Here is a 26072-nt window from a genome sequence, read left to right as displayed (position 1 = left end):
CAAAATGGTCCTCAATGGCGCGAAAATTACCATCAATACAGGCACCGAATGAGTTTTTCAGCAGCCTGTTAGTGTCCAATAAGGAGTACACAATGAACCTTAAAACCCTTTTGATGGGTGCGATTGCAACGACTGCTCTTGCCCCGGCCGCCTTTGCTGAACGCGGGTCGGACGGCAATGTGAGCATCATTTATTGGCAAGCCCCCTCAATCATGAACCCGTTCCTCTCCGGCGGAACCAAGGACGTTGAAGCGGCCTCAATCGTCATCGAGCCGCTGGCGCGCTACAACCAATCCGGTGAACTGGTTCCCTGGCTGGTCGACGAAGTGCCCACGGTCGCCAATGGCGGCGTCAGCGCAGACCTGAAAACCATCACCTGGAAAATCACGCCCGGCATTCTCTGGTCGGATGGAACGCCCTTTACCTCGGCGGATGTGAAATTCACTTATGACTATTGCACCGATCCGGAAGGTGGCTGTGCGCAGCTGACCAAATTCGATGGAGTCGGCAGCGTTGAAACACCCGACGAACTGACCGTCGTGGTAAACTTCGACCAGCCAACGCCGTTTCCCTATGGCCCCTTTGTCGGCGGTGAGAGCCCCATCCTTCAGGCCGCACAGTTTGCCGACTGCATGGGCGCACGCGCTCCCGAGTGCACCGAGCAGAACTTCAACCCGATCGGCACCGGCCCCTTCGTTGTCGATGAATTCAAACCCAACGACGTGATCACCCTTTCGGCCAACCCCAACTATCGTGATCCGGCCAAGCCCGCCTTCGCAACCATGACCTTCAAAGGTGGTGGCGATGCAACGGCTGCCGGTCGTGCCGTGATGGAAACGGGCGAATTCGACTATGCCTGGAACCTGCAGCTGGCACCTGATGTGATCGCGCAAATGGAATCGGGCGGCAAAGGCACGCCTGTGGCAGGCTTTGGCCCGCTGGTCGAGCGCATCATGCTCAACAACACCAACCCCGATCCGGCCCTTGGCCCGGATGAGCGGTCGGTGATCCGTCCGCATCCGTTCCTGGGCGATCCTGCAGTCTATAAAGCCATGTCCATGGCCATCGACCGCCCGCTGCTGGTTGAAATCGGTTATGGTCAGGCCGGTAAGGTCACCTGCAACTGGGTGCCCGCGCCTGCTGCGGTGAACTCGGACACCTTCACCTGCGACACACAGGACATCGAAGGCGCAAAAGCCATGCTTGAAGGTGCCGGCTATGTCGACAGCGATGGCGACGGTGTGCGCGAAGCAAACGGCGTGCCGATGAAGATCCTGTATCAGACATCGACCAACGCTGTGCGTCAGGACTTCCAGGCGCTGATCAAACAGTGGTGGAGCGAAATCGGCATCGACGCCGAACTGCGCAACGTCAACGCATCCGTGTTCTTTGGTGGTGATCCCGGCTCGCCCGACACTTTCCAGAAGTTCTATGCAGATGTGCAAATGTACGCCAACACGTTCAACGGCACGGACCCTCAGTCCTATCTGGGCAACATGCTGTGCGACAAGGCTCCAAGCCCGGCATCACAGTGGCAGGGTGAGAACATCTCGCGCTTCTGCATGGCCGAGTATGACGCGCTTCATGCACAGCTGACCACAACGGCAGATGCCGCAGAGCGTGCAGCGATCGCCCGTCAGCTGAACGACATGGCTGTCGAAAACGGCGCGATGATCCCGCTGGTACACCGTGGCCGCCTGTCGGCACATGCCAACTCGCTGGGCGGTGTCATCCTGAACGTGTGGGATAGTGAACTGTGGAACGTGGCCGACTGGCACCGTCTCCAAGGCTCCTGATTCTCAGAGCCAAAGGCGCGATCCCGGGGTTTCGGGATCGCGCTGCCTCTGACTTCTTCCTGAAATCACAGACTAATCTGCAAAGGCGTCCCCCTGCATGTTGACCTTTACCATCAGGCGACTGGTTCTTGCTGTGCCGACCCTTTTGTTCATCAGTCTGGTGATCTTCCTTCTTCTTGAACTGGCCCCGGGCGATCCGATGGCACAAGTGCCCCTGACGGTGCCGCCGGAGGTCAAGGAAAAGATGCGCGAGGCGCTGGGTCTGGGTCAGCCCTGGCCGATCCGCTACTGGAAATGGCTGGTACAGTTCTTCTGGATCGAGCCGCAGGTACTGATCGATTACTATTTTGGCACCACGTTCAGCGCAAATGACCTGCGCGTCATCAGCTGGCAGACCCGCTCTCCGGTCATGGATATCGTGGTTCAGCGCATGCCCCAGACGCTCTGGGTGGTTGGAACGGCCTATATTGTAGGCATCCTGATCGCGCTGCCCGTGGGCATCTATTCGGCCTATCGTCAGTATTCCTGGTTCGACAATGCCGGGACATTCGTCACGATGGTGGGCTTTTCCGTGCCGCCCTTCTTTTCGGGTGTTCTGGTGATCGTGATCTTCTCGGTCCAGCTGGGCTGGTTCCCGTCGATCTATGACACCACGCTCAGGGTGACGGATTGGGACAGCTTTGTGCGCCAGCTTCAGCAGATGATCATGCCGGTGATGGTTCTGGCGCTTCAGATCACATCGCAAATCAGCCGTTTCATGCGCGCCTCGATGCTGGACAACCTCAATCAGGATTACGTGCGCACAGCCCGCGCAAAGGGGCTGCGGGAAAGATCGGTGGTCATGGTCCATGTCCTGCGCAATTCGATGATCCCGGTTGTGACCGTGATCGCGCTTGGTATCCCAAGCATCTTTGGCGGTGCCATCATCACCGAGCAGGTCTTCAAGGTGAACGGAATCGGCCAATTGCTGATCACCGCCATTCAGGCGAACGACCTGCCCATGGTGCAAACCCTCACGTTCATCTTCGCCGTTCTGATCGTGCTTTTTAACCTGATCGCAGATGTGCTCTACGGCCTGCTTGATCCGAGGATCCGTTATGACTGAGCCTGCAACAGATATGACCGCTGCCGAAAAAGGCGTGGTCGAAGCCATCCCGACACGTCCTCCGCGCAGCCAATGGGCCGAGGTCTGGCAACAGCTCAAAGTGCACAAGGGTGCAATGGCAGGGGCCTATCTGTTCATCTTCATCGTGCTGGCCGTTACCGTGGGCCCGCTGATCTGGCACGCAGATCCGCAGTTCCTTCCGCAGGGACGGGACTTTATCAACCTGCGTGATACTCGGCCGATCTATACGGCGATCTGGGACAGCGGCGCCAAGGTGAACTGGGCGCATCCGCTGGGCACGGACAATCTGGGGCGCGATACGTTGGCCCGACTGCTGTCTGGGGGGCGCGTATCCATCGCGGTGGGTCTGACAGCCATGGTTCTGTCAATTCTTCTGGGCACGCTGATCGGCGTGGTTGCAGGCTTCTTCAAGCGGCTCGACGGACCGCTGATGCGCCTGACCGATCTGTTCCTTGCCCTGCCCCTGTTGCCTTTGATCCTTGTTGCGTCGCTTTTGTTCCGCGAACCGCTGTCCAATGCCTTCGGCACCGAAGGCGGGATTTTCATCCTGATCGTCTGCCTGATCGGTATCACCTCCTGGATGCAAACCGCTCGGATCGTACGCGGTGACGTGCTGGCACTGAAAGAGCGGGAGTTCGTTCTGGCGGCACGGTCCGTCGGCACCAATTCGTTTCAGCTGATGGTGCGCCATCTGCTGCCCAACGTTCTGTCACCGATCATGGTCTCGGCCACGCTGGGCATTGCCACAGCGATCATCGTTGAAAGCTCACTCTCGTTCCTTGGCTTTGGCTTTCCGCCGGATTTCCCGACCTGGGGACGTCTGTTGAACGACAGCGTGGACCGTATGGTGCTTTATCCCGAACGGGTTGTCTGGCCGGGGCTGCTGATCTCACTGACCGTGTTGAGCGTGAACTATCTGGGCGATGGCCTGCGCGACGCGCTCGATCCGCGTATTCGTGGGCGGTGACGAGGGCTTACTCGATCGCGCTGCGAATACGCCGGATCAGCCACCACACGATCAGAACCACAGGCAAAGCGGCCAGCGCGCGCAATGCGCCGGTGGACAGGCCCGTAAGCTCGCTTGCGGGATAGAGCATGTAGCCCACCAGTGACACGGCATAGTAGCTGATGGCGACGACAGACAATCCCTCGACCGTGCGCTGCAGGCGCAATTGCATGTCGGCACGCCGATCCATGCTTTCCAGAAGCTTCTGGTTTTGCGCACTGCGCTCGACATCGACGCGTGTGCGCAAAAGATCGCCTGCCCGGATCGCGCGATCCGCCAGGGCGGCCAAACGCGCTTCGGTGGATTTGACCGTCCGCATCGCAGGCTCGTAGCGGCGCATCATGAATTCCGCGAATGTCTGGCGACCGTCAAACCGCGCCTCGCGCAGCGCATCGATTCGCTGAGTGACAATCGCCTCATAGGCCCCCGTCGCCCCGAACCGGAACGAGGATTTCGCCGATATCGTCTCAAGCTCGGCGGAAATCGACAAAAGCTGCGGCAGGGTTTCTTCTGCAGGTTTCTGACCACTGGTCATGTCGCCCATCAACTGGGTCAGATGGGTGTCCATCTCTCCGATTCGCGGGGAGAGATCGCGCACCCGCGAAAAGCCCAGCATCGACATGGATTTATATGTCTCGATCTCACACAGCCTTTGCACGATCCGCCCCAGGCGGCGACTTCCTGTGTCAGCATTGGCAAAGATCGCAAATCGCATATGGCCGGCCGTATCGATACGGAAATCACCTGCGACAACGGCCGAGCCCTCCAGAACCGAGCTGACAGCCAGGCTTTCCGGAACGAACCATTCGGACAAATTCTCGATGATCGTCTCATCATCGGGGCGTTCTTCGAGGCGCAAATTGACCGATGTGATGCGCTGACCTGGGGCCTGGGCCAGCCAGTCCTCGGGGAAGACTTCAAAATCAGCCGGATCAAACGCCCTCTCGCTCAGGCCGTCGGAAAAGGCGGTATAGGTCACGAACTCGGTATGTTGTTCCCACTTGAGGCGATAGCGCCCGATCTGCCCGGAATAATGCGTCGCACCGGGCTGAGGATGGGCCGCGCCGTGGCGATCCAGCAAAGCCGTCAGATGTGCCACATCAAGCGAGCGGTCACGGCTGACTGCCTCGTTGGGCTGTTTGATCGCGATATAGACAACCGTACATGGCGTCGACATCGTCGGGAACGGACGCGCATGCAGCTCATTGGACAGCTTGTATCGCAAGGGATGGTCTTCGATCGGCGTCATCGGCGGTTCTCCTTGGATCAGCTATGTACCGAGCAAGAACACGCTGTAAAGAAAAAAACCTAAATATATCCGCAATTTACATGTACACATTTGTATGCTGCCACTTGGCTGGTCGCATCCGTCAGCCAGGCCCGAGACGACCTAAGTCGGCTCAGATCCTGACAAATTTGACGCAGCCCGGTCACGCGCCCTTGCCTTATCCGACTGTTTTAGTCAAGTTACGCGCATGTCCGATGCGTCCACACAATCATCCCGTCTGCCCGAGGTTCCCGTTCACGACGTGCTGTCGCTTGTGGGACCGGACGGGCGTGCCGGTCTGACACTGAACGGCATGGTTTACATCCTTCGGATTACGAAATCCGGCAAACTGATCCTGACCAAATAGACATGACAAAGACTCCCTCCCCCTGCATCGATGTCTGCAAGTACAAGCGTGCCGGTCACTGCATCGGATGTGCAATGAGCAAGGCGCAAAAGTCCCTCTTCAAGACCCTGAAGAAGGACAGCCATCGCCAAGCCTTTGTCCAGATGCTGGAACACCAGCAAGACAACATGGGCAAGTTCAAGGGATGGCGGGCCGCCTATGCGAAGAAATGCGCACGCAAAGGCGTGGAATACCCGTTTGACTGAACCGCTTCAGGCGGGTCTCAGCTCAGTTGAGCGCGCAGCATCCATGCGAATTTTTCATGAACCTGGCCGCGTGAAATGCATAGATCTTCGGTCAGTGTGTCGCCATGCTCGGCCGCAAGCTCTCCCGCTGCCGCCATCGTTGCTGCAAGGGTTATCTGCGCGTCGCGCAAAGCCGCAACCATGGTTCTGTCGTCGGCATGACCATCATGTTCCGCGATTTTCGAGCGTTTGAGCATCCCCGAAAGCATCCCTTCGGCATGCGCATCCAGCGCCTTGATCCGTTCGGCCAGATCATCCTGCGCGGCAAAGTGGTCTTCGTAGACCGTCTGGAACAACGCATGCAGCGGGGCAAAGGCCATACCGGTTACATTCCAGTGAAAATTCTGTGCCAGCATTGTTGTCACGGCCGTCTCGGCCACACATTGATTCAGCGCCTCGGCGATAGCCTCACGGGCGGACGGGCTAAGATCCACAGCAGTCTGTGTCATTTGGATTCTCCTTTGTTGTCCTGTCAGGGCTGGCGTCGGCTGGCGTCTGGATATGACATCTGTAAGTGTCAGATTCGCAGTGTACCGATAGCCTTACAGATATGGAAGTGCAGTTCCGCGGCCTGGGTCTTGGACATCCGGCTGAGCATGGCAAAACAGTAACGGTCATGATCTGCATTTCGAACTGCATCAAAGAGATTGAGCAGCCATGCCTCGTCAAAGGACATCTCGGATGAGTTCGGCTCAAAGAACACCAGTCTGCGCCCAAGAGCCCCGGGCAGGCGCGCGACCACCTTGGTCACGGGGTCCGAGTCTCCTGCCCCGTAAAGCCAGGCACGCCGCGCAGAACGGCGCAGATCGCTCAGCACCTGAGGCGGGGGCGGCTTGTGAGCAACCAATGGGGTGCTATCGCGCAGCGCAGTATTGCAGACATGCATTTGGGGCACCTTTTATCTGACTAATTTACTCTGATATACAGTGCCTAGCTTCTGTTTTCAACTGTGAGCAAAGAGGCTGCGCCGCACCCCCCTCGAGCATTGGGCCTCCGTCACCAAGATTTTACCCGATACCCGGTCACATGTATGATCATGGTGCCGCAACAGGAGGATGGGATGGAGACGGTCACAGGTATCGGCGGAGTGTTTTTTCGCGCCAATGACCCCGAAGCTTTGACAAGATGGTACGCAACCCATCTTGGCGTGGTCGGCGAAAATGGCCTGCCGTGGCAACAGAAAGCCGGCTACACGGTCTTTGCCCCCTTCCCCGCCAACAGCGATTACTTCACAGCTGATCGCCAATGGATGATCAATTTCCGTGTCAGCGATCTGGATGCAATGATCGCCCAACTGAAGGCCGCGGATATCGCGGTTGAAACGCGCGCCGAATGGGATGGTGCAGCCGGGCGATTTGCCCGCATCCATGACCCGGAAGGCAATCCGATTGAACTCTGGGAGCCACCAAAGCAAACGGCCCCGGAGGGGTAACCTCCGGGGCCGCTTCTGGTAACCATGCTGCAGGATCAGTCGATCTTGGGCAACAGCGCATCCAGAGATGCCTTGGCATCCCCATAGAACATGCGCGTGTTCTCTTTGTAGAACAGTGGGTTTTCGATACCCGAATACCCCGTGCCCTGACCGCGCTTGGACACAAAGACCTGCTTGGCCTTCCAGCATTCCAGAACCGGCATACCGGCAATGGGGCTGTTGGGGTCTTCTTGTGCAGCCGGGTTCACGATGTCGTTCGATCCGATGACGATGGCGACATCCGTATCCGGGAAGTCGTCATTGATCTCGTCCATCTCGAGGACGATGTCATAGGGAACCTTCGCCTCGGCCAGCAGCACGTTCATGTGCCCCGGCAAACGACCGGCAACAGGGTGGATCGCAAATCGGACGTTCTTGCCTTTGGCGCGCAGTTTGCGCACCAGCTCGGACACCGATTGCTGCGCCTGCGCCACCGCCATGCCATAGCCCGGGATGATGATCACGCTGTCCGCCTCGTTCAGTGCCGTGGCGACACCATCGGCATCAATCGCAATCTGTTCGCCTTCGACAGCCATCTGTTCCCCCGACGCGCCACCAAAGCCGCCCAGGATCACGCTGACAAAGGATCGATTCATCGCCTTGCACATGATGTAGGACAGGATCGCACCGGACGAGCCGACAAGCGCACCCACGACGATCAGCAAGTCGTTGCCAAGGCTGAAGCCGATCGCTGCGGCCGCCCAGCCGGAATAGCTGTTCAGCATCGACACGACGACAGGCATGTCCGCGCCGCCAATGCCCATGATCAGGTGATAGCCGATGAACAGCGCCAGAAGTGTCAGCAGCACCAGCGTCCAGCTGCCCGCATCGCTCAGATACATCGCTGCCAGCAGAACCGACGCAGCAGCAGCAGCCGCGTTCAGGACATGACCGCCGGGCAGTTGATTGGCCGATGTATCAACCTTGCCCGCCAGCTTGCCATAGGCGACGACCGACCCGGTGAAGGTGACCGCACCGATCCAGATGCCCAGCACCAGTTCGACCTTGAGGATGTTGATCTCGACATTCGATTTCTTGGCGATCAACTGGCCGAAAGACGACAGCCCGTCATAAAGCTCTTTCGGCAGGCCGATGGCGGTATAGCCGTCAGGGCCAACAGCGCCCATGACCTGGGCTGCGCCCTCATAGATATCAGCGATGTCGTTGATCATGATATCGGCGTTGAAGCCCACGAACACGGCCGCCAGACCGACAAGCGAGTGCATGATCGCAACCAGTTCGGGCATTTGCGTCATCTGGACCTTGGTGGCCAGTTGATACCCAACGCCCGCGCCCAGCGCGATGAGGATGATGGATGCGCCCCAAAGACCCTGACCGGGCCCCATCATGGTGGCAACGACCGCAATCGCCATACCGACGATGCCATACCATACAGCGCGTTTCGCGCTTTCCTGCCCCGACAATCCACCAAGCGAGAGGATGAAGAGAACCGCCGCGACTGCATAAGCCGCAATAGTGAAACCAAATTCCATTGTCCCCGCTCCCTTAAGATTTCTGGAACATGGCGAGCATACGCCGTGTCACGAGGAAGCCGCCGAAGATATTCACCGACGCCATGAAGATACCCGCAGCCGCGAGGATCGTGATAAGAGCTGAACTGGACCCGATCTGGATCAGCGCCCCAAGAATGATGATCGACGAGATCGCGTTCGTCACCGCCATGAGCGGAGTATGCAGGCTGTGCGCCACGTTCCAGATCACCTGGAAGCCGATGAAGACCGACAGGATGAACACGATGAAATGCTGCATGAAGCTGGCCGGAGCAACAAGCCCCACCGACAGCACCAGCAATGCACCGACACCCAGCAGGATGATCTGATTGCGCGTCTGCTCCTTGAAGGCGGCCACTTCCGCGGCGCGGATCTCTTCAGGTGTCTTTTCCTTCACCTTTTCCTTCGGCTTGGCGGCAATCGCCTGCACTTTGGGGGGTGGTGGCGGGAAAGTGACCTCATTGGCATGGGTGATCGTGGCCCCGCGGATCACATCGTCTTCCATGTTGTGATTGACCACACCGTCCTTGTCGGGTGTGAGGTCCGTCATCATGTGACGAATGTTGGTGGCATAGAGCGTCGAGCTCTGCGCGGCCATGCGGCTTGGGAAATCCGTGTAGCCGATGATCGTCACGCCGTTGTCCGTGACGATCTTTTCGTCCATGACGGTCAGCTTGCAGTTACCGCCACGTTCCGCAGCAAGGTCGATGATGACCGAACCGGGCTTCATGCTTTCGACCATATCCTTGGTCCAGAGCTCTGGGGCCTCGCGGTTGGGGATCAGCGCCGTGGTGATGACGATGTCCATATCGGGTGCAAGTTCGCGGAATTTTGCCAGCTGTGCCGCCGCAAATTCCGGTGAGGACACCGAAGCATAGCCACCCGTCGCGGCACCGTCCTGCTGTTCTTCCTCAAAATCAAGGAAGACGAACTCGGCACCCATCGATTCAACCTGTTCTGCCACTTCGGGACGCACATCGAATGCATAGGTGATGGCACCCAGCGATGTGGCTGTCCCGATGGCGGCCAGACCGGCAACACCTGCACCCACAACCAGAACCTTGGCGGGCGGCACTTTGCCGGCGGCCGTCACCTGACCTGTGAAGAAACGGCCAAAGTTGTTGCCGGCTTCGATCACGGCGCGGTAGCCTGCGATATTGGCCATGGAGGACAGAGCATCCATCTTCTGGGCGCGCGAAATCCGCGGCACCATGTCCATCGCAATGACAGTCGCGCCCTTGTCGGCGGCCTGCTGCATCAGCTTTTCATTCGCGGCCGGATAGAAGAACGAGATCAACGTCTGGCCTTCGCGCAGGCGTTTGACTTCGGCATCCGAGGGCGGGCGCACCTTGGCAACGATATCGGCGGCCTTGAAGAGCGCCGCTGCGGTTTTGACGACCTGAACGCCTGCCTCTTTATAGGCGGCGTCCGAAAATCCGGCAGCCTGACCCGCTCCGGCTTCAATCACACATTCATGGCCCAGCTTTTGAAGCTGAAGCGCGCTGTCGGGCGTCATCGCAACGCGGTTCTCGCCCGTCTCCGTCTCTTTCGGTGTACCGATTTTCACCCTGTCATCCCCCTCATAGCCGTGTTCTGGCGCAAAATGGCTCGGTTGCAGACCTAGTCCACTACCTCGCGTAATAAAATTGCGCAAGCGAGTGCCGCAGCTTGATGGGAAAATGTCGTAAAGGGTCTACACCCAGCGTCTGACTTTACTGACATAGCGTGCAAAATCAGCACGAAACACGCGCCGCATCCGGTCTTCTTCGGGAATGATAAAGCGTTTTTCGATCACCCAGATGAAAATCGGCACAAGTGGTAGCGCCAACACCGCGTCCCAGCGGAGAATCAGCCCCGCCAGGATCAGGGCATCACCCAGATAGATCGGGTTGCGGGTACGCTTGAAGATGCCCGACTGGATGAGACTGGTGGGAGTCTGATGCGGGATGACGGTTGTTTTCTGACGGCGAAACTCGGCAAAGGCCAGCGCCATGAGCAACACACCGCCCCCGACCAGAAGCCCGCCCAGAAAATCCGCCCACGACCCGCCAAAGGACAGGCCTTGGGAAAAGTAGCGCGATTGCCCCCATGCCACAGCAAGGAAACCTGCAAGCCATATCGGGGGTAGATCAATCCATTTCACGATGTGTCACCATGTCGGGCCGCGAGGGGCGCAGGACCAAGACTTAGCAAATCGCGAAAGTGACGGCACGGCGCGTCTTGTCACGGGGCAGCCCGCAGGTCACCTTGCCCGAACCACATCCGAGGGAGGGATCGTTTCATGACTTTATCCGGCAAACATGCGTTGATCACAGGTGGCGGCACGGGCATCGGACTGTCCATCGCGCAGGCTCTGGTGGCAGAGGGTGCCCATGTCACCATTACCGGACGCCGTCAGGACGTTCTGGATGAGGTCGCAACCAAGGGTATGACCGGCATGGCGATGGATGTGCGCGACGAGGCAGATGTCACCGCCAAGATCGCCGCCGCTGTCACCAGGAACGGCCCGATTCAGATCTGCATTCCGAACGCGGGCATCGCGGAGGGCAAGGCGGTGCACAAAACCACCATGGAATTCTGGCGCAACATGATGGCCACCAACCTTGATGGTGCCTTCCTGACCATCCGTGAAAGCCTGAGTTCCATGCGCCAGACAGACTGGGGACGCGTGATTACCATTGCCTCACTGGCGGGCTTGCGTGGCTTGCAGGGGGCGGCGTGTTACTCGGCCTCCAAACACGGCATGATCGGCCTGACCCGATCGCTGAGCGAGGATTATCTGGGCTCGCCCTACACGTTCAACGCGGTCTGTCCCGGCTATGTCGAAACACCGATCGTGGATCGCAACATCACCTCGATTGCCGAGCGTGCCGGGATCACCGAAGAACAGGCGCTCAAGATCATGGTCAATTCCAATCGCCATCGCCGTCTGATCAAACCCGAAGAAGTCTCGGCGGCCGTGTTGTGGCTTTGCCGTCCGGGTTCGGAAAGCATCAATGGCCAGACCATCGAGATCGCCGGAGGTCAGGTCTGAGACCAGCCGGTGTGTGACGTATTTTCGAGCAAGAAGAAGGCAGGACCCGCGCAGCACTGGACAGGGGGCGTGTTTGAAGTTAGGTCTGGCGATATACTTCAAGCTTAAAATAAATCGGAAGGCCTCCCAATGACCGATTTCGCCGCCACTAAAGCCATGTTTGATCTGCCCGAGGGGGTGATCTATCTGGACGGGAACTCTCTGGGGCCGCTGCCCAGAAGTACCCCTGCGCGACTTGACAGCATGCTGCGCGAGGAGTGGGGCAAACTGCTGATCACCGGCTGGAACAAGGCCGGATGGATGGCGCAGCCCATGGGGCTGGGAGATCGGATCGGCAAGCTGATCGGTGCCGAGCCCGGTCACGTGGCCATGGGCGATACGCTGTCCATCAAGGTGTACCAGGCGCTGGCATCGGCCCTGGAGTTGCGGGCAGACCGAAAGGTGGTTCTGTCTGACAACGGCAACTTTCCGACCGATCTTTACATGGCCGAAGGATTGCTGCGCACATTGGGCGCGCAGTATGAACTGCGCATCGTGGCCCCCGACGAGGTTGAGGCGCAGATCACCGAGGATATCGCCGTCGTGATGCTGACCGAAGTGGATTACCGCACCGGACGCAAGCATGACATGGCTGCTCTGACCGCCAAGGCCCATTCGGTCGGCGCGCTCACGGTCTGGGATCTGGCGCATTCTGCCGGTGCCCTGCCGGTCGATCTTGCCGGGGCGGGAGCGGATTTCGCGGTGGGGTGCACATATAAATACCTCAATGGCGGCCCCGGTGCTCCGGCGTTCATCTATGTCGCACCGCGCCATGCCGGCCGGGCCGTGCCGGCCTTGTCGGGGTGGCTTGGGCATGCGGCTCCGTTTGCCTTTGATCTGGAGTATCGCCCCGGCACTGGTGTCGAGCGGATGCGGGTGGGCACGCCGCCGGTTATGCAGATGACAGCGCTGGAATGCGCGATGGATGTCTGGGACATGGCCAGCATCGAAGATGTGCGCGCCAGATCCATAGATCTGACCGAACGGTTCATTGCCGGGATCGAAGCCGCCTGCCCGGATCTGGAGCTGGCCTCGCCGCGCGACGCAAAGCTGCGTGGCAGCCAGGTCTCGTTCCGCTTTGCGGATGGCTATGCCGCGATGCAGGCTTTGATCGCGCGCGGTGTGATCGGCGATTTTCGTGCGCCTGACATCATGCGTTTTGGCTTTACGCCGCTCTATATAGATGGCGATGACGTGGATGCGGCCATCGCTATCATTGCGGATGTGATGAACAACAACCTCTGGGATCGCGCCGAATACAAGGTGCGCGCCGCCGTCACATGACCATCAGCCTGCACCGATACCGCCCGGGAGCGCCCACAAGGGAGACCGCACGATGACTGACCCCTATGATCCGGCAAGAGAAGGCGCTCAGATGTCCTTTGACGGGCGCATGTCCTATGGGGATTACCTGGGGCTGAATGCGATCCTTTCGGCGCAGAACCCCATCTCGGATGCCCATGATGAGATGCTGTTCATCGTCCAGCACCAGACTTCGGAACTTTGGATGCGACTGGCGATCCACGAGCTTGATGCCGCGCGCGTGCAGCTGCAGACCGCAAACATGCGCCCCGCGTTCAAGATGCTTGCGCGGCTGAGCCGGATATTCGAGCAGCTCAACAACGCCTGGGATGTGCTGCGCACGATGACGCCCAGCGATTACACCACCTTTCGCGAGGCCTTGGGACAATCCTCGGGCTTTCAGTCCCATCAATACCGGCTAATCGAATTCATGCTGGGTAATCGCAACGCCGCGATGCTGCGCCCGCATGCGCATCGTGCGGACTTGACTGCCCTGTTGCAGGCAGAACTGGCCAAGCCGTCGCTTTATGATGTGGCGTTGCAGGCTCTGAACACGGCCCATCCGCTGCCCGAGGCGGTGTTGTCGCGAGATATCACGCGCCCGCATCAGCCCGACGATGCAGTGATCGCTGCCTGGATCAAGGTCTACGAAAGCCCGTCAACCTATTGGGAGCTTTATGAACTGGCCGAGAAACTGGTCGATCTTGAAGATTACTTCCGGCGCTGGCGTTTCAACCATGTCACGACGGTCGAGCGTGTGATCGGCTTCAAGCGCGGCACGGGAGGCACCGGAGGCGTCAGCTATCTCAAGCGGATGCTTGAAGTCGAACTGTTCCCGGAACTTTGGCATCTGCGCACGGATCTTTAGCGCGCGCTGAGGCCTGCGCCGAACAAGTCGGCCAGCATGTCCACCCGCGCGGCGTAGGTGGCGTAGTCCGCACTTGCGTCCTTGACCCCCTTGAGAGCCGCGCAGATCGTTGCGGCCAGATCTTCGGCACTGCCCTGCAAGCGGATGTGACCGGCTCTTGCCTGGCGCTCGAGCCAATCCGCGTAAAGCCGGGACAGATGTGCCTCGCCCGCGGCCTTGATGTCGGATGCGGTGGCCGCACCGGCATCAAGCAGCTCAAGTCCGTGAGGGGACGAAAGCAAGGCTTCCAACATCCTGCCGCCATATGCGCGAAATGCATCCCGCAGCACCACATGTGGCGCTCCGGACGACCCCAGGGCTTGGGCCACGCCGCTGCTGGCGCTGTCGTAGAACATCTGTACCAGGCTGCGAAAGATGTCATCCTTGTTGCGGTAATGCAGATAGACCGCCGGGCGCGACATGCCCGCCCCTTTGGCAATGTCATCCATCGAGGTTTTGCGAAACCCATAGGCCGCAAAACTTTTCGATGCGGCTTCCAGGATCGCCTGTTGTTTGTCGTCGGCCGACAGTCTGCTCATCCTGAAGTTCTGACACTTTTTGTCACGAATGTCAATTGACGCCCTGACGATAATTGCCAATAATGTCAGGAGCCTCAGAGGAGAGCAGCATGACGACCTCAGTTCGAGTGAATGGAGCAGACCTGCAAGTGGATCTGCCTGATGATGTCCCCCTGCTTTGGGTGTTGCGCGATGAGCTTGGCCTGACTGGCACCAAGTTCGGTTGCGGTGTGGCTGCGTGCGGTGCCTGCACGGTGCATATCGATGGTGAAGCAGTGCGCGCCTGCCAGGTCGCTCTGGGGGATGTCTGGGGCGAAGTGACGACCATCGAAGGTCTGGGCACGCCGCAAGCCATGGCAGCCGTGCAGCGCGCCTGGGTCGAGGAGCAGGTCGCACAATGTGGGTATTGCCAGTCCGGGCAGATCATGCAGGCTGCCGCCCTGCTGGCCGAAAATCCGGACCCAACGGACAGCGACATAAACGACGCCATGCAGGGAAATCTCTGCCGCTGCGGTACCTATCCGCGCATTCGCGCCGCCGTGAAAACCGCCGCCCGCCTGATGCAGGGAAGCTGAGACATGGCCTCTGTCAGAAAAATCCTGCGCCGTAGTTTCCTGATCGGGTCTACCGCCATTGTTGGCGGCGTGGCTTTCGGTGCCTATTCCATTTCGCGCCCTGCTGCGAACCCGCTGAGTGCGGACGCGGGAGAAGCCGCTCTCAACCCGTTTGTTTTCATCGATCAGAGCGGTGTCACGCTGATCGCGCCGCGCGCGGAAATGGGGCAAGGCGTGCAAACGACATGGGCTGCGCTGATCGCAGAGGAACTGGACGTAGAGCTTGACGCGGTGCGGGTTCTGCATGGCCCGCCTGCGCAGGCCTATTACAACTCGGCCTTTGGCGAGTACATGCTGTTTGGCAAGAGCTATGCATTCAGCGATTTCCAGCATGGCCTTGCAGAAAGCCTTGGACGCTCGGCCAAGCTGCTGAATTTGCAGATGACAGGTGGCTCTGCGTCGATGCGCGACGGGTTCATCCGCATGCGTGAAGCCGGAGCCTCGGCGCGCGAAACACTGAAAGAGGCCGCGGCACGGCAACTTGGCCTGTCACGCGCGTTGCTGAGCACAAGGAATGGGCACGTCATCGCGCCTGACGGCACCGAACTGAGCTATAGCGCGCTGGCCGAAGCCGCCGCCGGGCTTGAGCCGATAGAGGCAACTCTGCGCGATCCGGGCACCTGGCGCTATCTGGGTCATAGTCCGAAACGCATTGATATAGTCGCCAAGGTCACGGGTACAGCCGAATTCGGCGTGGATGTGCGCCTGCCCGGCATGAAGTTTGCCACCCTCAGGATCAATCCCAAGCTGGGCGGTGAAATGCGCAGCTTTGACGACAGCGCCGCCCGCACGATGCCGGGTGTCGAGCGGATCGTCGATCTGGGAACCGGCATCGCAGTGGTTGCCAACAACACATGGCTGGCTGCCAAGGCCGCCGAGGCGGTGGAGATCGACTGGGGGCCGGCCCCCTACCCGGCCGACACCGACGCCATCTTTGCCGAGATCGAGCAAAGCTTTGACGGTTGGGCAAATTCCCGGCTGCGCAACGATGGCGATGTGAGTGATATCCCCGCCGACGCCACTTTGGTGAGCGCCGAGTACAAGGTCCCCTACCTTGCCCATGCCAATATGGAGCCGATGAACGCCACGGCCCATTTCACCGGCGACCATCTGGAAATCTGGTGTGGCAACCAGACTCCGGTTCTTGTTCAATCTACCTGTGCAAGGATCGCCGGTCTTGAAAGCGAACAGGTCACGCTTCACACGACCTATCTGGGTGGCGGGTTCGGACGGCGCGCCGAGCTTGATTTTTCACAATATGCCACGCGACTTGCGGTTGCGATGCAAGGCACGCCGGTGCAACTGACCTGGACCCGCGAAGAAGACATGACCCATGACTTTTACCGCCCCGGCGCGCTGGCGCGTATGCGCGGAGCGGTGCGCGACGGACAGGCCATCATGCTGGATGGCCAGGTCGCGGCGCAATCCCCCATTCGTCAACTGGGCGAGCGTCTGGCCGGTCTGCCCATGGCTGGCCCCGACAGCGTCTTGGTCGACGGTTTCTTCAACCAACCCTATGCGATCCCCAACTACCGGATGCGCGGCTATCTGGCTGACCTTGAGGTTCCGGTGGGTATATGGCGCTCTGTCGGAAACTCGTACAACGGGTTTTTCCACGACACCTTCCTGGATGAAATGGCCCATGCAGCGCAGGCTGATCCGCTGGAATTCCGCCTTGCGCTGATGCGAGATGAACATGCGCCCAGCGCCGGGTGTCTCGAAGCAGTGCGCGAGATGTCCGGCTGGACCGGCAAGACGCCGGATGGCGTGGGACGCGGCGTGGGCTTTACCTACAGCTTTGGCACACCGGTTGCACAGGTGATCGAAGTCGTGGATGAAAACGGAGTCATCCGGATCGCAAAAGCCTGGATCGCCTGCGACATGGGCCTGGCGCTGGATCCCGGCAATGTCCAAGCCCAGATGTTCGGTGGCATGATGTATGGCCTGTCCGCCGCCTGCTTTGAAGAAATCACCTTCGGTGGGGGTGAAGTTCAGCAGCTCAACTTCCCGGATTATCCCATGATGCGAATGCATACCGCCCCCGAGGTCGAGGTGCGCGTGCTGGAAACCAACAGCCACATGGGCGGCGCGGGCGAACCGGGCACGCCGCCTGCCATGCCGGCGCTTGGCAATGCGCTGTTCGATCTGACCGGAATTCGCGCGCGCGAGCTGCCATTCTCCAAGACGTTCGATCTGTTGATCTGACGCGCATTGCCGCTCGGTTTCGCACGAAAGCCACGCCCTGCCCTGCTGAGGCAATTGTGACGTCTTTCGGGCGGACCGTCTTGGAGTTTACACAATCTTTCCGAAAATTCGCCGCTTCACCCCGGCATCTTCGTACCAACGACGGGCATTGAACGCCCGCGAGTGACTCTGGCTATCCGCTCCTGATCGGAGCGCGCCGGGGAGAGTACGAGGAACGAGCATATGCCTTTCGGCTACCTGGTAAATCTGGGTGCGGACAACGCACTTGGCGTGGACGATGTGATCAGCGATCCGTGGACGGATTTCGTTTCCGCCCAGGAGATCGGCGCTGGTCAGTGGGTATTCACGGGACGGGATGGCGGCCAAAACTTCAACAACACGCTCGAGCCGGGCATTTATTATCTGGCCACCGATGGCAACGTGTATTTCGTGCCGACCTTTGGCGAGGTGGACAGGCTCGACGCGGCCGATGTGGTTTCAGCACCAGCATTTCTTGGCACCAACCAGGTTGACGGCACCGATGCGGGTGACGTCATCAACAGCGCCTTCACCGATGCCGACGGAGACGCGGTAGACGATGGATCGACGGCGTCGGGCAACGCCGATTCGGATATCATCTATGGCAATGGCGGCAACGATACCATCAACTCGGGTGCCGGAGCGGATACGGTCTTTGGCGGAGCGGGCAATGACGTCATCAATGGCGGCGGTGGTGGAGACAGCCTGTCAGGTGGCAGCGGCAATGACAGCATCATCGGGGGCGGCGGCGCAGACGTCATTTACGGGGTCAACGAAGACGATCTTGTCACCGAGAACCTCAGTTGGGACGCCCAGGGCGCGGATGAAGCAATCATCACAGGCAGTTTCACTCAGAACACTGGCCTGATGGATGTCTCGGTAACGGTGTCTGATACCGGCAACAACAATGCCGAGTTTTCCATTGAAACCAACGAGATCAACTTTTCCGAACCGGATGATCCATTTTCCCAGCTTTCCAGCTTGTACGTGGCAGGTGACGGCGACGCAGAAACAAGAAGGATCGACATTTCCTTTGACTCTGCTGATCCGACCGTCGGCGACGAGGTGCAGAATGTCATGTTCCGGATCAACGATATCGACCAGGCAACAGGCAACCACCGCGACGTGATCACGATCAACGCCACGGATGCAAACGGGAATCCTGTGACGGTAACCATCACCCCTACGGGCAATGCGACAGTGTCCGGCAATACGATCACCGCAGGCAATGGGGGCGTGTCCCAAGCCGACGCGCAGGGCTCGGTTCTGGTGGAAATCGCCGGTCCGGTGAAGGACATCGAGATCATCTATTCGAACGCAGTTAGCGGCACCCAGGCGATCTGGGTAACGGATGTCTATTTTGATGTCAGCCCAGCCACCAATGACACGCTGTTTGGCGGTGCCGGCAATGACAGCATTTTTGGTCAGGGCGGAGACGACCTGATTGCCGGACAGACCGGTGCTGATGTCATCGACGGCGGTGCCGGCAATGATACGATCGACGTGGGCCAGGGCGATATGGTCACTGGCGGTGCCGGAAACGATCTGTTCCGGATCGTCGATCTGGCCGAAGCCGGAACCACGGGTATCACCCTTGTTGGAGGCGACGACAGTGGTGACAACGACGTGCTTGACCTGGGCGGTGTGGCAGATCGCACGACGCTCAGCTTTACAACAGGGCCGACCGGCGAACTCACCGGCTCGGTCGAGTTGATCGACGGGACGCTGCTGACGTTCAGCGGCATCGACCAGATCATCTGCTTCACACCCGGTACCATGATCCAGACCATCGCAGGCCCGCGCACCATCGAGTCGCTGAGCGCTGGCGACATGGTCATCACCCGTGACCGTGGTCCCCAGCCGGTGCGCTGGATTGGCAAACGCACCGTCCCGGCCACAGGTGCGCTCGCGCCGGTGGAAATCGATCCGGTTCTGATCAGCGGAGCGACAGCGCCGCTTATTGTCTCCCAGCAGCACCGTGTGCTCTGGGAAGGCTATCGCGCGCAAATGCTATTTGGCGAAGCCGAAGTTCTGGTCGCGGCGAAACATCTGCTGTCAAATCCCGCCGTGCGTTTGCTGGAAGGCGGTGAGGTGACCTATATCCACCTGCTGTTTGATCAGCATGAGGTTATCTATGCCAATGGCATGCCCACCGAGAGCTTCTATCCCGGCGACATGGCTCTGTCGTCCCTGACCGACAATGGCCGTCATGAGATGTTCGAGCTGTTTCCGGATCTGCGCAGCGGATTGAGCGCCTTTGGCGATACTGCACGGCTCTGCCTGCGCCAGCACGAAGCGCCCTTGCTCGTTGCCTGAAGATCGACCGGTCAGCCCGTGCGCTGAAGTGGCTCGGGGCGCACGCCTTGTGCCCAGGCGCGCACGGCATCCCCAAAGGCGGTGAACAGCGGACGCGATACGGGGTCATTGGCCGCATCCCATTCCGGATGCCATTGCACCGAAAGGGTAAACCCGGGTGCCCCCTCGACATAGATCGCCTCAGGCGTTCCGTCAGGCGCATGCCCGTCGATGACGATCCTTGCACCGGGGGTCTTGATACCCTGACCGTGCAGCGTGTTCGTCATGACCTCGCGCGCGCCGAACAGACGGTGAAACACACCACCATCTGTCAAGGTAATCTTGTGGCGCAGGGCGAATTTCTCTTCCAGCGTGCCATCCGGGGGCATGCGATGGTTCATCCGCCCCGGAAGATCGCGGATCTCGGGATAGAGCGTGCCGCCCATGGCCACGTTGACCTCCTGGAACCCACGGCAGATTCCCAGAAACGGCTGGCCCGCCTCGACACAGGCGCGCACCAGCGGCAAGGTGATCGCATCGCGCGCACGGTCGAAGACACCATGCGCCTCGGTCTCGGCCTCACCATATTCTTCGGGATGCACATTGGGGCGACCGCCCGTCAGCAGGAAGCCGTCGCAGACCTCCATCAGTTCCGCAATCGAGAAAAACTTCGGGTCCGCGGGAATCACCATGGGAATGCAGCCCGATACATCCGAGATCGCGCAGGAGTTCATCGTCCCTCCCGCGTGGGTGGGATACTGATCGTTCAGCAAATAGGAATTGCCGATAATCCCGACAACAGGCCGTGCCATTGTGTTCCCCTGCTTTGTCCCCTGACCCGGCAGAATAGAACCCAACCGACGCAACAGCAACAGCATGCGCTGTGCAAAGCTGCACTGTGCACCATGCATCCCCGGACATGTCGGAAAATTGCCCGAATTTTGTACTGAAAACCTTCACATTCACACCGCATCAAGCCCCTGAGCAGATCAACCGAGGCAGACCTAATGACCCTGGCATCTTCACAAACCCTGACGTCCGGCCAATCCTCCGGACTGGACTCGGCGCGTGCAACCCTTGACCGGCCAGAACAGTTTCTGGTCCTGATGATCGTTGCGATTGGTGTAACCAGCGTCGTTTTGTCCCTGCTGAAGGATCAGGCCGTGGCCTGGAATGCCTTTGGTCTCAGTTTCCTGCCCGCTTTTGGTCTTTTGCTGGTCGGGCTCTATCTGCGCGGTCCAAAAGCGGCCCCGCGCCTGTCCCATTGGGCCATCGCGAACTCGATTTACCTGGGCTTTTCAGGGGTGATCGCGATCCTGATCTATCTGCGCTTTCCCATCGAAACCCCGTTGATCGACGACCAGCTTGCCGTTCTGGATGCATGGCTGGGGTTTGATTGGGGAAGCTTTGTCGCTTGGATGGCCCAGTACCCGACTTTCGGGTCGCTTCTGGCTCCGGTCTATCTGAGTTCCTTGCCGCAACTGTTCGTTCTGGTTGGAATTCTGGCAATGACCGCACAGGCGGCACGGCTGAACCAGGCGCTTCTGGCCGGCACGCTCAGCCTTGTGATGACCGTGGCGTTCTGGTGGGTGTTTCCCAGCATCGGGCCCTCGGCCTTTGTCGAGATTCCGGCCGAAACCGCGAAATCCATTGGCCTGTTTCACGACGCGCGGATGGGCGCGAAACTAATCGGCCTTGCCGAACATGGCACGCCGTTGATTCATCCCGGCGATATCATGGGAACAATCGCCTTTCCGTCCTATCACACGGTGATGATGCTGGTGGTGCTGTGGTATCTGCGCGGGATGTGGATGTTCTGGCCAGCCCTCGCGCTGAACGCGCTGATGGTGCCCGCCATACTCAGCCATGGCGGACACTATATGGTCGATGTGATCGGTGGCTTTGCAGCCTTTGCAATCGCTGCGTGGATCGCCGCGCGGATCGTTCCGGAAAAGGCCTAGATCTCTCCGATAAGACCGGCAGCTTCGATCCCGGCCATGGCGGCGATGGCGTCATTGTCCGAGGAATCGCCGGTCACACCGACCGCGCCGATCACCGCGCCTTTCTTGTCGCGCAGCAACACACCGCCCGGAACCGGAACCAACTGCCCGCCATAAAGCCCGTTCACCGCGCCCATGAAGTATGCCTGCTGTTCGGCCCGAGCCATTTGAGCGGTTCCCGCCATGCCCAGCATGACCGATCCATAGGCCTTGCCATGCGCCACGGCAAAGCGTCCGGGCGCGGCTCCGTCTTCGCGCTCGAAAGCCTGCACATGACCACCGGCGTCCAGCACGATCACCGACAGAGGCTTGAGTTCCATCTCACGGCCCTTTTCAAGAGCCTTGCGGATGATCGTGCGGGCTTTTCTCAGTGAAATCGTCATCGTCTGTCCTTTTGTCATGCCCCGATGATCTTGGGGTCTTCGCTCATCCTCGCACAGGCGCGAGAGAACCGGGCGCTTATCGGTTCAGGCTTGCTTTCAGTTCCAGACGTCGCGCATGCAGCACGGGCTCGGTATAGCCCGAGGGCTGAATCCGGCCTTTGAACACAAGGTCGCACGCAGCTTGAAACGCGATTCCGTCAAAACCGGGTGCCATGCGGGTGTAGGTGTTGTCGCCGGCGTTCTGCCCATCCACGACTTCGGCCATCTTCTTCATCACATCCATCACCTGGTCCTCGCCCACAATGGCGTGGTGCAGCCAGTTGGCGATGTGCTGGGCCGAAATCCGGCAGGTCGCCCGGTCTTCCATCAGCCCGACATTGTTGATGTCTGGCACTTTGGAACAGCCCACACCCTGATCGATCCACCGCACGACATATCCCAATATGCCTTGCGCATTGTTTTCCACTTCGCGGATGATCTGGGATTCACTCCATTTGCGGAACGTCGCCAGCGGGACCTCGAGAATCCCGTCCACATGGCCGCGCCGACCTCCGGCCTTGAGTTTGTTCTGCACCGCAAACACGTCGATCTTGTGGTAATGCAGCGCATGCAGCGTCGCGGCTGTCGGGCTGGGCACCCAGGCGCAGTTGGCCCCGGCCTTTGGGTGTTCGATCTTCTGTTCAAGCATGGCGGCCATCATGTCGGGCATGGCCCACATGCCCTTGCCGATCTGTGCACGACCCTGAAGACCGCATTCCAGACCGATATCCACATTCAGGTTCTCATAGACGCCGATCCAGCCCTTGCGCTTGATAAAGTCCTTGCGGCTGAAGGGGCCGGCTTCCATCGACGTGTGGATCTCATCCCCGGTGCGATCCAAAAAGCCCGTGTTGATGAAGGCGACGCGGTTCTTGGCGGCGCGGATACATTCCTTGAGATTGACCGAGGTGCGGCGCTCTTCATCCATGATGCCGATCTTGACGGTGTAAGCTGGCAGACCAAGGATCTCTTCCACCATCGAGAAGATGCGGTCGGTAAACGCCACCTCTTCGGGGCCATGCATCTTGGGTTTGACCACATAGACCGAACCATGCACCGAATTGCCGCTTTCGCGCGACAGGTCATGCATCGCGATCATCGTCGTGATCAACGCGTCCATCAGCCCCTCGAAGGCCTCATCGCCGTTCTTGTCCAGAACCGCGGGGTTGGTCATCAGATGGCCGACATTGCGCACCAGCATCAGCGCACGGCCCTTGACGCTGAATTCGCCACCGCCGGGTGCGGTATAGACGCGGTCTGGATTCAGCCTCCGGGTCAGGGTCTGGCCGCCTTTCTCGAAGGTTTCAGACAGATCGCCCTTCATCAGGCCCAACCAGTTGGAATAGGCCAGCACTTTGTCTTCGGCATCCACACAGGCCACCGAATCCTCGCAATCCATGATCGCCGAGACCGCGCTTTCCATGACCACATCGGCCAGACCAGCCTGATCGCGGCTGCCGATGGGATGCGTGCGATCAAACACCAGTTCCACATGCAGGCCATTGTTGCGCAGCAACACGGCATCGGGTGCCTTGGGATGGCCGGTATAGCCGATGAATTTGGCAGGATCACTGAGCGGCAGATCGTCGATCAGTAGCGCGCCGTCATGCACGTAATAGCGTTGCGCATCCGCGTGGCTGGCACCGGCGATGGGGAAGGCTTCGTCCAGAAACACCCGCGCACGTGCGACAACCCGCGCGCCACGTCCCTTGTCATAGCCACCCTTTGGCGGTGCCGACCCCATGGCGTCGGTGCCATAGAACCCGTCATAGAGGCTGCCCCAGCGGGCATTGGCCGCGTTCAGCGCATAGCGCGCATTGGTGATCGGCACGACCAGTTGCGGTCCGGGAACCGAGGCGATTTCAGGATCGACATTCGCGGTTTCGATCTCGAACGCGCCCCCTTCCGGCAGCAGATAGCCGATCTCTTCCAGAAAGCCCCGATAGGCAAAATGATCATGGGGGGCGTCGCGGTTGGCGATGTGCCATGCATCGATCCTGGCTTGCAGGTCTTCGCGTTTTTCCAGCAGGGCACGGTTTTGCGGCCCCAACTCATGCACCATGCGCGAAAAGCCGGCCCAGAACCTGGAGCCTTCGACTCCGGTACCCGGCAATGCTTGCTTTTCAATGAAATCCACAAGTTCGGGAGCAATCTGCAGCCCCTCGATCAACTGACGTTCACTCATCTCATCGCTCCCCAGATGTGGTTGTGCACGATTGCATGCGACGCGCTCATTAGAACGAAAGTTTCCTATAGGCAACCAAGTGAATCAGCTATTTTGATCAGTTTTCCGGGCTGACCGCGCCCGCTCTCCCCGGCAGCGATCCGAGCAGTATCTGACCTCGTCCCAGACCCGCGCCCATTTCCTGCGCCAAGTAAATGGCCGCCCGCATGTGGCGCAGGTTTTCATGGGCAAATCCGACTTGCGTTGCATCCGGGCCATCAGAAATCAAATCCCATCTGGCGCGGATCGGCGGGTTTTGCGCGGCGTGCTGCGCGATCATTGACGAAATGGCCGTCGCTGTCCTTGCGCGAGGCGTGCCGTTTGATCACCCGCGCAGCCTCATCGTGAAACGCACCGCCCTTGCGGACCGCCCAGATCGCCTCGCGGGCGGCGCGGGCCGCTTCGGTGACATCCACAACAGGCGTGGGATAGCGCAAGGTCGCCGCATGCGCCCAGCGCCAGGGCTCCTGCAGCAGCGCGTCGGGCACAGCTGCAAGTTCAGGGAGCCATCTGCGGGTGAACGCACCGGTGGGATCCTGATCGTGACCCTGCTTGACGGGGTTGTAGATTCGCACCGTGTTCATGCCGGTCGTGCCCGACTGCATCTGCACCTGGCTCCAGTGGATGCCGGGCTCGTAATCCGTGAACTGGCGCGCCAGATGAAGGCCGGTCTGACGCCAGTCAAGCCACAGATGATAGGAGGCGAAGGACATGACCATCGAGCGCATGCGGAAATTCAGCCAACCAATTGCCGCCAGATACCGCATGCAGGCATCCACGAAGGGCACGCCGGTTTCCCCTTGTTCCCAAGCGTCCCGGCGGACCCGGTCGTCAGAGCGCAGGCCCTGATAGGCCGAGTGCAGACAGCGCCGCTCTAGTGCCGGTTCATCTTCCAGCTTCTGCATGAAGTGATCCCGCCAGGCCAGGCGGGCCTGATAGCTTTTGAGCGATCCGCCCCAGCCCGCGCGCGTGCCTGTCACCTCGCGCTGACGGGCGGACGTGGCCTGCGCCACCTCGCGCCCCGAAACGGTACCCAGCGCCAGATGTGGCGAAAGGCGGGAACATGCGGTCTCGGCCGTCAAAGGCGACGACATGGCGCGACGGTACGTCTGACCGCGCTGCGTCAGGAAACCGCCCAACAGCGACAGGGCCGCGCGCCGGCCACCGGGCTGGCGGTGCGGGCAATCGTCCCGCAACAGATCAGGCCAGGGGTCGCTTGCAAGCGCAGCCGCGGGTGTCATCACCGGCACATCCACCTGCGCCTGTCGGATGAACGCGTTTCGCCGGACCGCCCAGCCGTCGCGGCTGTTCAGACGGCGCACGACCCCGGATTGCGGCAGTTCCTCCCAAAGAACCCCCTGCCCCCGCGCCCATTGTGCCACGCGCCGGTCGCGCGCAAAGGTCCAGTCATTGCCGGTTTCCTCATGGCTCACCATCTGGCGCGCACCGGTCTGCTGGCGCAGCCTCTCAAGAACCTCGACCGCATCTCCGACCCGCAAGATCAGCTGTTGGCCAATTTCCTCAAGATGATCACGCAAATCCATCACGCAATCATGCAAAAACGCAAACTGACGACCCGAGACATCCGGCAGGTGCCAATACTCGGGCTCGACAATCACCAACGGCACCACATCCCCGCGTGCCGCCGCAAAGGACAGTGCCGGAT

At 59.8% G+C, this 26072-nt stretch carries 25 protein-coding genes and 1 pseudogene; 13 read left to right on the top strand and 13 right to left on the bottom strand.

The genetic code is table 11. From position 1 onward, the window contains the following. The first annotated feature begins 92 nt into the window (after positions 1 to 92). The 3 genes from WAO69_RS06755 (at position 93) to WAO69_RS06745 (ending at position 3889) form a co-directional block, all read left to right on the top strand. Positions 93 to 1796, top strand: coding sequence for a peptide ABC transporter substrate-binding protein (locus tag WAO69_RS06755; RefSeq protein WP_422177337.1), 1704 nt, complete (start codon positions 93 to 95; stop codon positions 1794 to 1796). Positions 1797 to 1893: 97 nt separating this feature from the next. Further along, positions 1894 to 2901, top strand: a complete 1008-nt coding sequence (locus WAO69_RS06750) for an ABC transporter permease (protein WP_422177335.1) — start codon at positions 1894 to 1896, stop codon at positions 2899 to 2901. Next, positions 2894 to 3889: an ABC transporter permease gene (locus tag WAO69_RS06745; RefSeq protein ID WP_422177333.1), complete on the top strand. Its 996-nt coding sequence runs from the start codon at positions 2894 to 2896 to the stop codon at positions 3887 to 3889. The genes WAO69_RS06750 and WAO69_RS06745 overlap by 8 nt, the downstream gene beginning before the upstream one ends. Positions 3890 to 3896: 7 nt before the next feature. On the opposite strand, the gene WAO69_RS06740 is transcribed toward WAO69_RS06745, so the two are convergent. Next, the gene (locus WAO69_RS06740; RefSeq protein WP_422177331.1) at positions 3897 to 5177 is read right to left on the bottom strand and encodes a DUF3422 family protein; all 1281 of its coding nucleotides are present in this window, start codon (positions 5175 to 5177) and stop codon (positions 3897 to 3899) included. Between the two features lie 226 nt (positions 5178 to 5403). Between WAO69_RS06740 and hemP the strand changes: the two genes are divergently transcribed. Both hemP and WAO69_RS06730 read left to right on the top strand, forming a co-directional pair. Continuing rightward, on the top strand, positions 5404 to 5562 hold the full coding sequence (hemP, locus tag WAO69_RS06735; protein WP_422177329.1) for a hemin uptake protein HemP: 159 nt from the start codon (positions 5404 to 5406) through the stop codon (positions 5560 to 5562). Between the two features lie 2 nt (positions 5563 to 5564). Then, positions 5565 to 5807, top strand: a complete 243-nt coding sequence (locus WAO69_RS06730; RefSeq protein ID WP_422177327.1) for a DUF1289 domain-containing protein — start codon at positions 5565 to 5567, stop codon at positions 5805 to 5807. Positions 5808 to 5824: 17 nt separating this feature from the next. On the opposite strand, the gene WAO69_RS06725 is transcribed toward WAO69_RS06730, so the two are convergent. Next, the gene (locus tag WAO69_RS06725) at positions 5825 to 6295 is read right to left on the bottom strand and encodes a Dps family protein (RefSeq protein ID WP_422177325.1); all 471 of its coding nucleotides are present in this window, start codon (positions 6293 to 6295) and stop codon (positions 5825 to 5827) included. 68 nt (positions 6296 to 6363) lie between these two features. Beyond that, complete coding sequence (locus WAO69_RS06720) at positions 6364 to 6732, bottom strand: hypothetical protein (protein WP_422177323.1); 369 nt, start codon at positions 6730 to 6732, stop codon at positions 6364 to 6366. Positions 6733 to 6906: 174 nt separating this feature from the next. On the opposite strand from WAO69_RS06720, the gene WAO69_RS06715 reads away from it, so the two are divergent. After that, complete coding sequence (locus tag WAO69_RS06715; protein ID WP_422177321.1) at positions 6907 to 7278, top strand: VOC family protein; 372 nt, start codon at positions 6907 to 6909, stop codon at positions 7276 to 7278. Positions 7279 to 7313: 35 nt separating this feature from the next. Here the strand turns inward: WAO69_RS06715 and WAO69_RS06710 are convergent, their stop codons facing one another. The 3 genes from WAO69_RS06710 to WAO69_RS06700 all read right to left on the bottom strand — a co-directional run bounded on the left by WAO69_RS06710 (position 7314) and on the right by WAO69_RS06700 (position 10971). Further along, positions 7314 to 8810: an NAD(P)(+) transhydrogenase (Re/Si-specific) subunit beta gene (locus WAO69_RS06710; protein ID WP_422177319.1), complete on the bottom strand. Its 1497-nt coding sequence runs from the start codon at positions 8808 to 8810 to the stop codon at positions 7314 to 7316. A 13-nt stretch (positions 8811 to 8823) separates the two neighbouring features. Then, complete coding sequence (locus tag WAO69_RS06705) at positions 8824 to 10395, bottom strand: Re/Si-specific NAD(P)(+) transhydrogenase subunit alpha (RefSeq protein ID WP_422177317.1); 1572 nt, start codon at positions 10393 to 10395, stop codon at positions 8824 to 8826. 126 nt (positions 10396 to 10521) lie between these two features. After that, complete coding sequence (locus tag WAO69_RS06700) at positions 10522 to 10971, bottom strand: methyltransferase family protein (RefSeq protein ID WP_422177315.1); 450 nt, start codon at positions 10969 to 10971, stop codon at positions 10522 to 10524. A 138-nt stretch (positions 10972 to 11109) separates the two neighbouring features. Here WAO69_RS06700 and WAO69_RS06695 point away from each other — a divergent pair, with 138 nt between their 5' ends. The 3 genes from WAO69_RS06695 (at position 11110) to kynA (ending at position 14071) form a co-directional block, all read left to right on the top strand. After that, positions 11110 to 11862: an SDR family NAD(P)-dependent oxidoreductase gene (locus tag WAO69_RS06695; protein WP_422177313.1), complete on the top strand. Its 753-nt coding sequence runs from the start codon at positions 11110 to 11112 to the stop codon at positions 11860 to 11862. 129 nt (positions 11863 to 11991) lie between these two features. Then, positions 11992 to 13185, top strand: a complete 1194-nt coding sequence (gene kynU / locus WAO69_RS06690; protein ID WP_422177311.1) for a kynureninase — start codon at positions 11992 to 11994, stop codon at positions 13183 to 13185. A gap of 52 nt (positions 13186 to 13237) precedes the next feature. After that, positions 13238 to 14071, top strand: coding sequence for a tryptophan 2,3-dioxygenase (kynA, locus tag WAO69_RS06685; protein WP_422177309.1), 834 nt, complete (start codon positions 13238 to 13240; stop codon positions 14069 to 14071). On the opposite strand, the gene WAO69_RS06680 is transcribed toward kynA, so the two are convergent. Further along, positions 14068 to 14649 (bottom strand): TetR/AcrR family transcriptional regulator, encoded by a 582-nt coding sequence (locus WAO69_RS06680; protein WP_422177307.1) that lies wholly within the window; start codon positions 14647 to 14649, stop codon positions 14068 to 14070. The genes kynA and WAO69_RS06680 overlap by 4 nt on opposite strands. 89 nt (positions 14650 to 14738) lie before the next feature. Between WAO69_RS06680 and WAO69_RS06675 the strand changes: the two genes are divergently transcribed. The 3 genes from WAO69_RS06675 (at position 14739) to WAO69_RS06665 (ending at position 19781) form a co-directional block, all read left to right on the top strand. Beyond that, positions 14739 to 15203, top strand: a complete 465-nt coding sequence (locus WAO69_RS06675; protein WP_422177305.1) for a (2Fe-2S)-binding protein — start codon at positions 14739 to 14741, stop codon at positions 15201 to 15203. Positions 15204 to 15206: 3 nt separating this feature from the next. Next, positions 15207 to 17447, top strand: coding sequence for a molybdopterin cofactor-binding domain-containing protein (locus WAO69_RS06670; RefSeq protein ID WP_422177303.1), 2241 nt, complete (start codon positions 15207 to 15209; stop codon positions 17445 to 17447). A 222-nt stretch (positions 17448 to 17669) separates the two neighbouring features. Beyond that, complete coding sequence (locus WAO69_RS06665; RefSeq protein ID WP_422177301.1) at positions 17670 to 19781, top strand: Hint domain-containing protein; 2112 nt, start codon at positions 17670 to 17672, stop codon at positions 19779 to 19781. Between the two features lie 11 nt (positions 19782 to 19792). On the opposite strand, the gene WAO69_RS06660 is transcribed toward WAO69_RS06665, so the two are convergent. Continuing rightward, on the bottom strand, positions 19793 to 20572 hold the full coding sequence (locus tag WAO69_RS06660) for a gamma-glutamyl-gamma-aminobutyrate hydrolase family protein (RefSeq protein ID WP_422177299.1): 780 nt from the start codon (positions 20570 to 20572) through the stop codon (positions 19793 to 19795). A gap of 195 nt (positions 20573 to 20767) precedes the next feature. Here WAO69_RS06660 and WAO69_RS06655 point away from each other — a divergent pair. Continuing rightward, positions 20768 to 21676 (top strand): annotated as a pseudogene (locus WAO69_RS06655) (phosphatase PAP2 family protein); the annotation flags it as partial. Here WAO69_RS06655 and WAO69_RS06650 read toward each other — a convergent pair. The 5 genes from WAO69_RS06650 to WAO69_RS06630 form a co-directional block, all read right to left on the bottom strand. Beyond that, positions 21621 to 21776 (bottom strand): EspF repeat-containing protein, encoded by a 156-nt coding sequence (locus tag WAO69_RS06650; protein ID WP_422177297.1) that lies wholly within the window; start codon positions 21774 to 21776, stop codon positions 21621 to 21623. The pseudogene WAO69_RS06655 and the gene WAO69_RS06650 sit on opposite strands and share 56 nt — an antisense overlap. Continuing rightward, entirely contained in the window at positions 21718 to 22143 is a 426-nt protein-coding gene (locus tag WAO69_RS06645; RefSeq protein WP_422177295.1) for a GlcG/HbpS family heme-binding protein, read from the bottom strand. Before WAO69_RS06645 ends, WAO69_RS06650 begins: the two co-directional genes overlap by 59 nt. Positions 22144 to 22219: 76 nt before the next feature. Continuing rightward, a complete protein-coding gene (locus WAO69_RS06640) occupies positions 22220 to 24367 on the bottom strand; it encodes a malate synthase G (RefSeq protein ID WP_422177293.1) in 2148 nt (715 codons plus the stop codon). 84 nt (positions 24368 to 24451) lie between these two features. Further along, on the bottom strand, positions 24452 to 24625 hold the full coding sequence (locus tag WAO69_RS06635; RefSeq protein WP_422177291.1) for a DUF2256 domain-containing protein: 174 nt from the start codon (positions 24623 to 24625) through the stop codon (positions 24452 to 24454). After that, positions 24625 to 26072: deoxyribodipyrimidine photo-lyase/cryptochrome family protein (locus WAO69_RS06630; RefSeq protein ID WP_422177289.1), on the bottom strand; the 1448-nt coding region annotated here is incomplete at its 5' end. The genes WAO69_RS06630 and WAO69_RS06635, both read right to left, overlap by 1 nt.

The sequence above is a fragment of the Aestuariivita sp. genome, from assembly GCF_049276915.1.
Taxonomy (GTDB): Bacteria; Pseudomonadota; Alphaproteobacteria; order Rhodobacterales; family Rhodobacteraceae; genus Aestuariivita.
Note: the sequence above shows the minus strand (reverse complement) of the source record. Positions and strands in the feature narration are given on the sequence as shown.

Bases quoted from the DNA above. Each gene is read 5' to 3' on its own strand.
- WAO69_RS06755 (WP_422177337.1), top strand. From the start codon at position 93: ATGAACCTTAAAACCCTTTTGATGGGTGCGATTGCAACGACTGCTCTT.
- WAO69_RS06750 (WP_422177335.1), top strand. From the start codon at position 1,894: ATGTTGACCTTTACCATCAGGCGACTGGTTCTTGCTGTGCCGACCCTT.
- WAO69_RS06745 (WP_422177333.1), top strand. From the start codon at position 2,894: ATGACTGAGCCTGCAACAGATATGACCGCTGCCGAAAAAGGCGTGGTC.
- WAO69_RS06740 (WP_422177331.1), bottom strand. From the start codon at position 5,177: ATGACGCCGATCGAAGACCATCCCTTGCGATACAAGCTGTCCAATGAG.
- hemP (WP_422177329.1), top strand. From the start codon at position 5,404: ATGTCCGATGCGTCCACACAATCATCCCGTCTGCCCGAGGTTCCCGTT.
- WAO69_RS06730 (WP_422177327.1), top strand. From the start codon at position 5,565: ATGACAAAGACTCCCTCCCCCTGCATCGATGTCTGCAAGTACAAGCGT.
- WAO69_RS06725 (WP_422177325.1), bottom strand. From the start codon at position 6,295: ATGACACAGACTGCTGTGGATCTTAGCCCGTCCGCCCGTGAGGCTATC.
- WAO69_RS06720 (WP_422177323.1), bottom strand. From the start codon at position 6,732: ATGCATGTCTGCAATACTGCGCTGCGCGATAGCACCCCATTGGTTGCT.
- WAO69_RS06715 (WP_422177321.1), top strand. From the start codon at position 6,907: ATGGAGACGGTCACAGGTATCGGCGGAGTGTTTTTTCGCGCCAATGAC.
- WAO69_RS06710 (WP_422177319.1), bottom strand. From the start codon at position 8,810: ATGGAATTTGGTTTCACTATTGCGGCTTATGCAGTCGCGGCGGTTCTC.
- WAO69_RS06695 (WP_422177313.1), top strand. From the start codon at position 11,110: ATGACTTTATCCGGCAAACATGCGTTGATCACAGGTGGCGGCACGGGC.
- kynU (WP_422177311.1), top strand. From the start codon at position 11,992: ATGACCGATTTCGCCGCCACTAAAGCCATGTTTGATCTGCCCGAGGGG.
- kynA (WP_422177309.1), top strand. From the start codon at position 13,238: ATGACTGACCCCTATGATCCGGCAAGAGAAGGCGCTCAGATGTCCTTT.
- WAO69_RS06680 (WP_422177307.1), bottom strand. From the start codon at position 14,649: ATGAGCAGACTGTCGGCCGACGACAAACAACAGGCGATCCTGGAAGCC.
- WAO69_RS06675 (WP_422177305.1), top strand. From the start codon at position 14,739: ATGACGACCTCAGTTCGAGTGAATGGAGCAGACCTGCAAGTGGATCTG.
- WAO69_RS06670 (WP_422177303.1), top strand. From the start codon at position 15,207: ATGGCCTCTGTCAGAAAAATCCTGCGCCGTAGTTTCCTGATCGGGTCT.
- WAO69_RS06665 (WP_422177301.1), top strand. From the start codon at position 17,670: ATGCCTTTCGGCTACCTGGTAAATCTGGGTGCGGACAACGCACTTGGC.
- WAO69_RS06660 (WP_422177299.1), bottom strand. From the start codon at position 20,572: ATGGCACGGCCTGTTGTCGGGATTATCGGCAATTCCTATTTGCTGAAC.
- WAO69_RS06650 (WP_422177297.1), bottom strand. From the start codon at position 21,776: ATGACGCCATCGCCGCCATGGCCGGGATCGAAGCTGCCGGTCTTATCG.
- WAO69_RS06645 (WP_422177295.1), bottom strand. From the start codon at position 22,143: ATGACGATTTCACTGAGAAAAGCCCGCACGATCATCCGCAAGGCTCTT.
- WAO69_RS06640 (WP_422177293.1), bottom strand. From the start codon at position 24,367: ATGAGTGAACGTCAGTTGATCGAGGGGCTGCAGATTGCTCCCGAACTT.
- WAO69_RS06635 (WP_422177291.1), bottom strand. From the start codon at position 24,625: ATGGCCCGGATGCAACGCAAGTCGGATTTGCCCATGAAAACCTGCGCC.